11 protein-coding genes are annotated in these 9681 nt (G+C 74.7%); 5 read left to right on the plus strand and 6 right to left on the minus strand.

Annotated features, from left to right (window positions below; all coding sequences use genetic code 11):
* Positions 1-128: 128 nt before the first annotated feature.
* The gene (locus tag E1300_RS43400; protein ID WP_131763115.1) at positions 129-1601 is read right to left on the minus strand and encodes a tocopherol cyclase family protein; all 1473 of its coding nucleotides are present in this window, start codon (positions 1599-1601) and stop codon (positions 129-131) included.
* Positions 1598-2293 carry a FadR/GntR family transcriptional regulator gene (locus E1300_RS43405; RefSeq protein ID WP_207400297.1) on the minus strand — a complete coding sequence of 232 codons (696 nt, stop codon included), beginning with the start codon at positions 2291-2293 and terminating at the stop codon, positions 1598-1600. The genes E1300_RS43400 and E1300_RS43405 overlap by 4 nt, the downstream gene beginning before the upstream one ends.
* A gap of 136 nt (positions 2294-2429) precedes the next feature.
* Between E1300_RS43405 and E1300_RS43410 the strand changes: the two genes are divergently transcribed.
* Both E1300_RS43410 and E1300_RS43415 read left to right on the plus strand, forming a co-directional pair.
* Positions 2430-2948, plus strand: a complete 519-nt coding sequence (locus E1300_RS43410; protein WP_131763117.1) for a YbaK/EbsC family protein — start codon at positions 2430-2432, stop codon at positions 2946-2948.
* 11 nt (positions 2949-2959) lie between these two features.
* Positions 2960-3544 carry an HD domain-containing protein gene (locus tag E1300_RS43415; RefSeq protein WP_131763118.1) on the plus strand — a complete coding sequence of 195 codons (585 nt, stop codon included), beginning with the start codon at positions 2960-2962 and terminating at the stop codon, positions 3542-3544.
* Here E1300_RS43415 and E1300_RS43420 read toward each other — a convergent pair.
* Positions 3526-3972, minus strand: a complete 447-nt coding sequence (locus E1300_RS43420) for a MerR family transcriptional regulator (protein WP_131763119.1) — start codon at positions 3970-3972, stop codon at positions 3526-3528. The two genes, E1300_RS43415 and E1300_RS43420, sit on opposite strands and share 19 nt — an antisense overlap.
* Before the next feature lie 64 nt (positions 3973-4036).
* Here E1300_RS43420 and E1300_RS43425 point away from each other — a divergent pair, with 64 nt between their 5' ends.
* Complete coding sequence (locus E1300_RS43425) at positions 4037-5263, plus strand: MFS transporter (RefSeq protein ID WP_131763120.1); 1227 nt, start codon at positions 4037-4039, stop codon at positions 5261-5263.
* On the opposite strand, the gene E1300_RS43430 is transcribed toward E1300_RS43425, so the two are convergent.
* Both E1300_RS43430 and E1300_RS43435 read right to left on the minus strand, forming a co-directional pair.
* The gene (locus E1300_RS43430) at positions 5236-6450 is read right to left on the minus strand and encodes an FAD-binding protein (protein WP_131763121.1); all 1215 of its coding nucleotides are present in this window, start codon (positions 6448-6450) and stop codon (positions 5236-5238) included. The genes E1300_RS43425 and E1300_RS43430 overlap by 28 nt on opposite strands.
* A gap of 8 nt (positions 6451-6458) precedes the next feature.
* Complete coding sequence (locus E1300_RS43435; protein ID WP_131763122.1) at positions 6459-6920, minus strand: MarR family winged helix-turn-helix transcriptional regulator; 462 nt, start codon at positions 6918-6920, stop codon at positions 6459-6461.
* 124 nt (positions 6921-7044) lie between these two features.
* On the opposite strand from E1300_RS43435, the gene E1300_RS43440 reads away from it, so the two are divergent.
* Together E1300_RS43440 and E1300_RS43445 are read left to right on the plus strand one after the other, a co-directional pair.
* Entirely contained in the window at positions 7045-7539 is a 495-nt protein-coding gene (locus E1300_RS43440; protein ID WP_131763123.1) for a DoxX family protein, read from the plus strand.
* A 230-nt stretch (positions 7540-7769) separates the two neighbouring features.
* Positions 7770-9203: an alpha,alpha-trehalose-phosphate synthase (UDP-forming) gene (locus E1300_RS43445; RefSeq protein WP_242619773.1), complete on the plus strand. Its 1434-nt coding sequence runs from the start codon at positions 7770-7772 to the stop codon at positions 9201-9203.
* On the opposite strand, the gene E1300_RS43450 is transcribed toward E1300_RS43445, so the two are convergent.
* A partial coding sequence (locus E1300_RS43450; protein ID WP_131763125.1) for an ATP-binding protein occupies positions 9136-9681 on the minus strand: 546 nt, incomplete at its 5' end. The genes E1300_RS43445 and E1300_RS43450 overlap by 68 nt on opposite strands.

The raw sequence follows: 9681 nt of genomic DNA on the forward strand, positions 1-9681 counted from the left end.
CGCCCGCAGGCCGAGCCGGACGGGGGCGGGCAGCGCGCGCCCGACCGCCTCCGCCCGCGCGGTGACGCGGTCGACCTCGGCGGCGTCCTCGATGCCGAGCAGCGCCGCCACCGTCCCGGTCATGGCGCTCACCGGAGCCCCACCTCCGCGTGGCCCGTCCCGTCCAGGCGCCATTCCCGCTCGACCGCCCAGCGGCGCCCGTCCCGCCGCCACAGGACGATCCGGACATCGGCGCGCTCGGAGTTGTGGCAGACCGCCGGGGACCCGTCCGGGTCGGCGTAGTCCACCGCGACGGTCTCCTCCGCCCGCAGCGTCACGCGCACGTGGATCAGGCGGTCGCCGATCCGGCCGCGCACCGTCCACTCCGGCAGGCCGATGCGGGCGCGCAGCCGCAGCGCGGCGAGCAGCGGGTCGCCCGCGGGCAGGTCCGCGCCGTCCACGCGCAGCCGGACGAGCGGCAGCGGCGGCAGCCGGTCCAGCCCCGGGCGCGTCGAGACGGCCGCGACGATCTCGCACACGTCGCCGCCGCCGAGGTCGGCGTGCAGCCACGCCCAGCGCCGCGCGTTCCCGTGCCCGTAGATCCGGGCCGACGCTCCAGGCGCGCCGGCCAGCTCCAGGGTCCAGTCGCCGAAGCGGACCACGCCGTCGTACGCCGCCGCCGGTTTCGGGACGATCTGCGCGGCGGGCAGCAACTCCCGCTGCCACGCCCACCGCGGGAACGTGTGGATCGGGCGCCCGCCGCCGGACTCCCGCAGGTCCCAGGCGATGTCCCCGGCCGTTCCGGTGAACGCGGTGGTGGTCTGGACGACGGGTCCGGCGGCGAACACGGCGCCGTCCGGAGGCGTCCACGCGCAGGGGCCGAACCGTGCGAGCATCGGCGGCTCGCCGCTCGGGAAGACGGCCGCCCAGCCGTGTGCGCGCGGGTCGCCGCCGTCGTGCGGCGCGACCAGCTCATGGTGGAGCCACACACCGGTGCCCGTGGCGGGGTCGGTCAGCGTCGTGTACCAGACCTCCAGGCGCCCGGCCTGCCCGCGCCACCGCGACCGCATGGCCTCGACGACCTCGCCCTCGTCGCCGGTGGCGGCGGGCGTCGCGGGGAAGCGGAAGCCCGCGAGGAACCGGACGAGGTCGCGGCGGACACGGAACCGCAGCCGGGCCTCGCCGACGACCGTCCCGTCCTCGTCCGTCACGGTGGCCGGCAGGAGCGTCATCGAGCGGACGGGCCGGCGCGGCGTCACCGACTTCCAGCCGTCCAGGCGCAGGCGCCGCCCGTCGTCCGCGGTGAAGTCCAGGGTGTAGCGGATGCGGCGGGCCGCGACCGGCGCGACGCGCAGCCGCCCGGACGCGGCGGCGCCGGTCGCCCAGCCCGGCACGGTCACCCGCCCGGTCAGGCCGCCCTCGGCGTCGCCCCAGGGGCGCAGCACGCCGGGCAGGTCCGCGTCGAGGTCCAGCCGGATCGGGAGCATGCCGCCCGGAGCATCGGGGCGGCCCGCCGCACTGGGGCGGTCCGGCGCACTGGGGCGGCCCGCCGCGTCCGGACGTCCGGCGAGCCGCAGCGTGCCCTCCATGACCTCGCTGAACGTCGTCCGCCGCGCGCTCATCGCGGACCCGCCAGCATGACCGCCTCGGTCTCGGCGTAGTAGGCGTCGGCCGCGGCGCGGGCCCGCTCGGCGTCCCCGGCGCACAGCGCGTCCAGCAGCGGCGCGATCCGGGCGGCCGCCGCCTCGGGGTCGGCGAACGCGTGCCGGAACCCCTCCCGGACGGCCAGGTAGGCGTTCAGCAGCGCGTTGACGAGGAGCCCGTACACCCGGTTGCCCGTCGCGCTCGCGATCACGCGGTGCATCTCGCACTCGGCGAGCTGCGCCGCGTCCGCGCCGTCCGCCGCGCGCAGCTCGGCGGCGAGGCCGCGGAGGCGGTCGCGCTGCTCCGCCGTGCCGTTCGCGGCGGCCTTGGCGGCGACGAGCGCGCCGACCTCGCGCCGCGCCTGGAAGATCTCCGCCATCCAGGCGGCCCCGACGCTGCTGGCGAGCATGGGCAGCAGCTCGGGACCGCCCAGCCGCTCGTAGTCGCGGACCCGCGTGCCGACCCCGTGCCGCGTCTCCACCAGCCCCGCCTGCGCCAGCCGGACGATCGCGTGCTTCAGGGACGTCCGGGTGACCTCGTAGGCGGCGGCGAGCTGCCGCTCGGGCGGCAGGTAGGAACCCGGCGGGTAGCGGCCGCTCAGCACGTCGTGGCGGAGCCGGTCGACCAAGGAGTCGACGACGGTGTCGCGGGAGATCGGGGAGGCGGTCACGGACATCTCCAGGCTAGTGGTCTAGTGGCTCATCCACTGGACCACGACGATGACAGTCGCGCGCGTCCGCGTCAAGACCGCACCCGCGTCACGACCGTGGCAGGGTGGATCCCGCGGAAACCTTGGAAGGGGAACGATGGTCGGCACACTCGACTGGACACCGGCGGCGGAGCGCCCGGACCTGCTGGCGGACCCGGTGGCCGCGGCCGCCGGAGGCGTGGCGGACGCGGAGGTCGCCCCGATCGACCCGGCGCTCGCCGACACCGCCGCGTTCTGCGCGCACTACGACGTCCCGCTGGAGGCGAGCGCCAACTGCGTCATCGTCGCGGCGAAGCGCGGCGGCGAGGTCACCTACGCGGCCTGCATGGTGCTCGCCACCGGCCGCGCCGACGTGAACGGCACCGTCCGCAAGCACCTCGGCGCCCGCAAGGCGTCGTTCGCGCCGATGGACGAGGCGACCTCCCTCACCGGCATGGAGTACGGCGGCATCACGCCCGTCGGCCTGCCCGCGGGCTGGCCGATCCTCGTGGACGAGGCCGTCGCCGCCGCCCCGCACGTGGTGATCGGCAGCGGGCTGCGCGCGTCGAAGCTGCTCGTCCCCGGCAAGGCGCTCGCCGCCCTCCCCGGCGCAGAGGTCATCGCGCTGGCCCAGTGACCGCCCACCGGATGACCACCGCCGCTTTGCGCCGCGCCCTGACCGATCCCGGGCCGCCGCCGCTGCCCGAGCGGGCGGCGCGGCTGCTGGAGGAGCTCGGCGCCCCGCCGCGCCTGGCCGCCCACCTGCGCGCCGTCCACGGCGTGGCGGCCGAGCTGGTCGCCTGGGCCGCCGAGCGCCACCCGTCCCTCGGCGTGGACCCGGAGGCCGTGCTGTTCGGCGCGGCGACGCACGACATCGGCAAGGCCCTGCACCCGGCCGAGCTGTCCGGGCCGGGCGGCGAGCACGAGCCCGCCGGGTACGCGCTGCTCCGCGAGCGCGGCGTGGAGGAGCGGCTCGCGCGCTTCGCCCGCACCCACGCGTCCTGGGACGGCCCGGACATCGGCGTGGACGACCTCCTCGTCAGCCTCGCCGACAAGGTGTGGAAGGGCAAGCGCGTCCCCGACCTCGAAGGCCGCATCGTGGACGCGCTGGTCGCCGCGTCCGGCGCGGAGCCCTGGCAGGCCTTCATGGACCTCGACGACGTCTGCGACCGGCTCGCCGCCGGCGCCGACCGCCGCCTGGCCTTCCAGTCCGCCTACCCGGTGACCGGCTGAGCGGCCGCCTGACCGGTCGGCTGGGCGGCCGCCTGGGCGGCCGCCTGGGCGGCGGGACGCTCGGACACGGCGCCGGTGCGGACCTCCTCCAGGTACTCGGCGATCGCGTCCCGGTTGCGGGTGAGGCACTCGATGCGCCGCGTCATCCGGTCGCGCTCCATCTCCAGCGTCGCGAGCATCTCCGGCGTCGCGTCCGGGAAGTGGATGACGCGCGGCTTGTCGAGGCACGGGAGGATCTGCTTGATGAGCCGGGTGGGGAGCCCGGCGTCGAGCAGGCCGCGGATCTGCATGACGCGGTCCACGGTGGCCTCGTCGTAGTCGCGGTAGCCGTTCGCCGACCGGTCCGCGATGATGAGGCCCTGCTCCTCGTAGTAGCGGAGCAGCCGCCGATGGGTTCCGGTGCGCTCCGAGAGCTCTCCGATTCGCATGTGACCGACCTCGCGTTCCGGCGCTTGACCCTCACATCTATGTGATGGTTTGAGCATAGCGGCCATGAACGAGATCACCGCATCGACGGCCGCTCCGCGCGCCGGGGCGGACGGGCGCGGGCTGCCCATGGGGGCGCTGCTCGCCCTGGCCACGGCCGTCTTCATCACCAGCCTGACCGAGACCCTCCCCGCGGGCGTGCTGCCCGCGATGAGCACCGACCTGGGCGTCGGCGAGTCGGCCATGGGCCAGTCCGTCACCGTCTACGCGGCCGGGACCGCGCTGCTGGCGATCCCGCTGTCGGCCGCCACCGCCGGATGGCGGCGCAAGCGGCTGCTGCTGGCCGCCGTGGCGGGGTTCGCCGCCGCCAACACGGTCACCGCAGCGTCGCCGTCCTACGCGCTGACGATGGCGGCCCGGTTCGTCGCCGGGGTGGCGGCGGGCGTCGCCTGGGCCCTGCTCGCCGGATACGCGCGGCGCCTGGCGCCCGTCCACCTCCAGGGCAAGGCGGTCGCCATCGCCATGGCGGGCATCCCCGTCGCCCTCTCGCTGGGCGTGCCCGCCGGGACGTTCCTCGGCGACGCGCTCGGCTGGCGCGTCACGTTCTCCGTCATGACGGCGCTCGCCGTCGTGCTGCTGGGCTGGATCGCCGCCGTCGTCCCGGACCATCCCGGGCAGGGGAGGGGCGGGCGCCTTCCCATCGTGCGGACGCTCGCCGTGCCCGGCGTCGCGCCCGTCCTGTTCGTGACGCTCGTCCTCGTGCTCGCCCACACGATCCTCTACACCTACGTCGCGACCTACCTGAAGCACCTCGGCATGGGCGGCTCCGTCGACCTGGTGCTGCTGGTCTTCGGCGCCGCGTCCCTGGTGAGCATCTGGTTCACGGGCGCCCACATCGACCGGCGGCTGCGGGCGCTCACGATCGCGGCGACCGTCCTGATCGCCGCGGCGGCCACCGTGCTCGCGCTGCTGACGGACGGGTCCGCCCTCGTCTACGCGGCGGCGGCGCTGTGGGGGCTCGGCTGGGGCGGCGCGCCCACCCTGCTCCAGACCGCCGTGGCGGACGCGGGCGGCGACGCGGCCGACACCGCCCAGGCCATGCTCGTCACGCTGTGGAACGCGGCCATGGCGGGCGGCGGGATCGTCGGCGGCGTCCTGCTCGACCTCACCGGCGCCGGGTCCTTCCCCTGGAGTGTGCTCGCCCTGCTGCTCCCGGTCCTGGCCGTGGTCGCCGGCGCCCGCGCCCACGGCTTCCCCGCGCGCCCTCACTCAGGGACGGCGTCGACGGCGTAGCGCGTGCCCCCGGCGACGCGGGCGCGGGCGAGCAGGGCGCGGTTGGCGGCGAGCATGTCCGCGACGGGCGCGCAGCCGGGCGACGCCGTCCGCAGGACGCCGAACAGCACGGGGTCGGCGGGCAGAGCGGGTACATTCCCGGGGCCGGTTCGGAGCGCCTTGACCAGCACGAGGCCGCTGAGGCCGAGGTCGTCCGGCGTCATCGTCGCGAGCGTCGCCTCGATGACGCCGGCGGCGCGCGGGAAGGGCAGGAAGACCATGCCCCACGGGTGCGGGCGGTTCCACTCACCGAGCGCGGCGAGCTCCTCGACGTCCGGGCGCATGCGGTCGGCGAAGTCGCGGAAGGACAGCTCCTCGGCCTCGGCGGTCCCGGCAGGGAGAGGCCCGGAAGTCTCGTGGAGGACGGCCTTGGCCTCGAACCGCCAGCCGTCCTCCGACGGCTTGGCCTGGCCGGACAGGTGCCCGGCGTCCACCTCCCGCTGGACGCGCAGCAGGTCGGCGGCGTCACGGCAGGGGATCGTGCAGGACAGCACGCGCTCCGGCGCGGGCACGAGCCGCAGCGTCGCCCGCGTGATCACGCCGTGCCGCCCCAGCCCGCCCCGGACGGCGTCGAACAGCCCGGAACGCTGCTCGGCGGAGCAGGTGACGGGCGCGCCGTCCGCGACGACCTCCAGGGCGAGGACGTTCGCGGCCTGCGTCCCGTAGAGGTGGGACGCGCCGCCGATGCCGCCCGCGGAGATCGTCCCGCCGACGGTGGTGTCGAGGTAGTCGGTGAGGACCGGCGGGACGAGGCCGAGGGGCAGCGTCGCGTCCAGCACCTCGCGCCAGGTCGCCCCCGCGCCGACGACCACGTGCGCAGAACCGGCCGCGTGCGCAGAACCGGCCGCGTGCGCCGCGCCGGCCGCGTGTGCGGGGCGGACCTCGTGGATCGCGGCTAGCCCGCGCATGTCGAGGGCCATCCCGCCGGTGAGCGACTGGCCGAAGGTCGAGTGGCCCATGCCCCGCGGGACGGTCTCCAGCCCGAGCGCGGCGGCCTCGCGCAGCGCCGCGGCCACCTCGCCCGCCGACCGCGGTCGGACGACTCGCGCCGGCGAGCGCTCGACGATCCCCCCGAAGTCGCGCGAGAACCAGCCGACCTCGCCCGGCGGCCCGCCGGCGCTCCGTGCGTGCCCCCCGACGCCGCGCATCGGCCGCGCTAGCGGGCGCGGAGGCGGTCGGCCACGCGGGTGAGCGCGTCGCCGAACAGCGCGAGCTCCTCGGCGGACAGCATGTCGATCAGCGCCTCCCGGACGACGCGGCGGTGGCCCGGCCGGACCTTGTCCAGCGCGGCGGAGCCCTCGGGGGTCAGCTCCGCCCAGATCGAGCGCCGGTCGGACTCGCAGCCGGTGCGCCGGACCAGCCCCGCGCGCTCCAGCTGCGTGACCTGGTAGGTGAGCCGGCTCTTGGAGATCATCACCTCGCGGGCCAGGTCCGACATGCGCATCCGGTTCCCCTCGGCCCCGCGCAGCCGCAGCAGGACCTCGAACTCGGGGTGCGAGAGCCCGCCGTCGCGCTTGAGCTGGCGCTCGACCTCGTGGTCGATGAGGTGGCTCGCGGACACGAAGGCCATCCAGGCGCGCAGCTGGGCCGGTTCGAGGGGCCTTCCGTCGTCCGTCATGGGGGCGATTCTAGTTGGCCGTAACCCAGCGTGAAGATCATAGATGGTACGGATTTGAACAACTCTGCTAACGTCTAGTTAGTTCATATTTGAACCTTAGAACCTTCAAGGAAGGACGTTCCGCATGCTCCCCGTCAGGTCCGCCCTCGCGTCCCCCGCCCGCCGCGTCCCGTACCTGTCCGACGCCGGCCTGCTGGTCGGCCGCGTCGCGCTCGGCGTCGTCTTCGTCGCGCACGGCTGGCAGAAGCTGAACGATCTCGGCCACGCCGGGGTCACGAAGATGTTCGACGGCCTCGGCATCCCGCTGCCTGGTCTGGCCGCCCACTTCGCTACTTGGGTCGAGTTGCTCGGCGGGATCGCGCTGATCGCGGGCGTCCTCGTCCCGCTCGCCGGGCTGCTGCTCGCCGCCGACATGGCCGGCGCGTTCTGGTACGTCCACATGGACAAGGGGCTGTTCGCCGACAAGGGCGGCTACGAGCTCGTCCTCGTTCTCGGCGCCTCCGCGCTGCTGCTGGCCCTCACGGGTGCGGGCCGCTTCTCGGTGGACGCGCTGCTGTGGCGGCGCCGCGAGCCCGCCGACGCGCCGGGCCGCGAGCGCGAGCACGCCGGACACATGTGATCTACGTAACATTTCGGGGCAAGTCCATCCAAAGGTGACAAGCACGTAAACCGCGGTCACCTGCCGGGAAAGGAATATGGCCCGCTCCAAACCCCCGTGAGTTCCGCCCCGCCTCGCTGACATCGGGTCTTGCGGACACGTCGCCTTTACGTCGAAGTGACAGGATGTTCTTCCTGACCGTTTCTGGGCATGGAGCACGCCGAGGTTTCCCTGGAGAGGCGGGTCGTCAGTTGTCGCGCGGTAGTGAGTTCGTGGTGGTGGCCAACCGGCTTCCGGTCGACCGGATCGCCGGGCCGGACGGTTCGCCCGCCTGGCGTCGGAGTCCGGGCGGGCTGGTGAGCGCGATCGCGCCCGTGATGCGGCGCAGGCAGGGCACGTGGATCGGATGGTCCGGGGCGCCGGACGAGGAGCTGGAGCCGTTCGAGGAGGACGGCATGTCGCTCGTCCCCATCAAGCAGTCCGCGGAGGAGGTCCAGCTCTACTACGAGGGGTTCTCGAACGCCACGCTCTGGCCCCTCTACCACGACGTGGTGGCCCCGCCCGTGTACGACCGGGCGATGTGGGACGCCTACGTCCGCGTCAACAACCGGTTCGCCGAGGCGGCCGCGGAGGTCGCGTCGGAGAACGCGATCGTCTGGGTGCAGGACTACCAGCTCCAGCTCGTCCCCTCGATGCTGCGCAAGCTGCGCCCGGACCTGCGGATCGGCTTCTTCCTGCACATCCCGTTCCCGCCGGTCGAGCTGTTCTGGCAGCTCCCGTGGCGGCGGCAGATCCTGGAGGGGCTGCTCGGCGCCGATCTCGTCGGCTTCCAGCTTCCCGGCGCCGCGGCGAACTTCGTCCGGCTGTCGCGGCGGCTCCTCGACGCGCGCAACGTCAAGCAGGACGTCTTCTGGGACGACCGCGTCGTCCGCGCGCGGGCCTTCCCGATCTCCGTGGACGTGGGCGAGCTGACCGACCTCATCATGCGCCAGGACGTCCGGGAGCGCGCCCACGAGATCCGCACCGACCTCGGCGACGCGACACTGCTGCTAGGCGTGGACCGGCTCGACTACACCAAGGGCATCACGCAGCGGCTCCAGGCGTTCGGCGAGCTGTTCGCCGACGGCAAGCTCCGGCCGGGCGAGGCCGTGTTCGTGCAGATCGCCACGCCGAGCCGGGAGCGGGTCGAGCAGTACCAGCTGCTGCGGGAGGAGATCGAGCAGCAGGTCGGGCGGATCAACGGCGAGTACGGGGAGATCGGCTTCCCGGTCATCCACTACCTGCACAGCTCCTACGACCGCGCCGAGCTGGCCGCCCTCTACCTCGCCGCGGACGTGATGGTCGTGACGCCGCTGCGGGACGGCATGAACCTGGTCGCCAAGGAGTACGTCGCCTGCCGCCAGGACATGCGCGGCACGCTGGTGCTGAGCGAGTTCGCCGGCGCCGCCGCCGAGCTGAAGCGGGGCGCCTACCAGGTCAACCCGTACGACATCGACGGGCTGAAGGAGACGCTGCTGGCCGCGCTCGGCGCCGAGCCGACCGAGCAGGCGCGCCGGATGCGCTCGATGCGCCGGCGCGTCACCGAGCACGACGTGGACCGCTGGGCCCGCGACTTCCTCAGTGAGCTGGAGCGTCCGGTGCGGTCCGTTCCGGCTCCCGAGCCGGTCCCGGCTCTGGAGGGCTGACCCTCAGGTCGAAGGCCGCCCAGACGGCCATCCCGCCGGTGGCGAGCCGGGCCCAGCCCCAGGACTCGCTGACCGCGCCGACGACGAGCAGGCCCCGGCCGCCCTCACCGAAGCGGTCGGGGTCGCTCGCGACCGGCTCCGGGACGCGGCCCGCGGGCCCCCCGGGATCGGTCACGACCACGACGACCCGCCGCGGGTGCCCGAGCAGCACGAGCTGGATCGGGCACAGCGGCATGGGCTGGGGCAGCCCGTCCATGCCGTGGCGCAGGGCGTTGGTGACGAGCTCCGAGACGGCGATGACGACGTCGTCGGCGTTCCCGTCCGCGTCCCATCCGCGCAGCGTGGCCTGGGCGAACTCGCGCGCCGTCCGCGGCGCGGTGATCTCGGCGGGCAGGACGCGGCGCGCGGTCCGCGGGGTGCCCGAGTGCGGGGTCGGCCAGAGGCCGGCGAGGCCCGGCGCGGTGGTCGCCGCGCCGAG

Origin of the sequence: Actinomadura fibrosa (genome assembly GCF_900659615.1) — a bacterium.
Lineage (GTDB): Bacteria > Actinomycetota > Actinomycetes > Streptosporangiales > Streptosporangiaceae > Spirillospora > Spirillospora fibrosa.

Excerpts from the sequence above, each read along its gene's own strand:
- E1300_RS43400 (WP_131763115.1), bottom strand. The coding sequence starts at position 1,601 with ATGAGCGCGCGGCGGACGACGTTCAGCGAGGTCATGGAGGGCACGCTG.
- E1300_RS43410 (WP_131763117.1), top strand. The coding sequence starts at position 2,430 with ATGGTCGGCACACTCGACTGGACACCGGCGGCGGAGCGCCCGGACCTG.
- E1300_RS43415 (WP_131763118.1), top strand. The coding sequence starts at position 2,960 with ATGACCACCGCCGCTTTGCGCCGCGCCCTGACCGATCCCGGGCCGCCG.
- E1300_RS43420 (WP_131763119.1), bottom strand. The coding sequence starts at position 3,972 with ATGCGAATCGGAGAGCTCTCGGAGCGCACCGGAACCCATCGGCGGCTG.
- E1300_RS43425 (WP_131763120.1), top strand. The coding sequence starts at position 4,037 with ATGAACGAGATCACCGCATCGACGGCCGCTCCGCGCGCCGGGGCGGAC.
- E1300_RS43430 (WP_131763121.1), bottom strand. The coding sequence starts at position 6,450 with ATGCGCGGCGTCGGGGGGCACGCACGGAGCGCCGGCGGGCCGCCGGGC.
- E1300_RS43435 (WP_131763122.1), bottom strand. The coding sequence starts at position 6,920 with ATGACGGACGACGGAAGGCCCCTCGAACCGGCCCAGCTGCGCGCCTGG.
- E1300_RS43440 (WP_131763123.1), top strand. The coding sequence starts at position 7,045 with ATGCTCCCCGTCAGGTCCGCCCTCGCGTCCCCCGCCCGCCGCGTCCCG.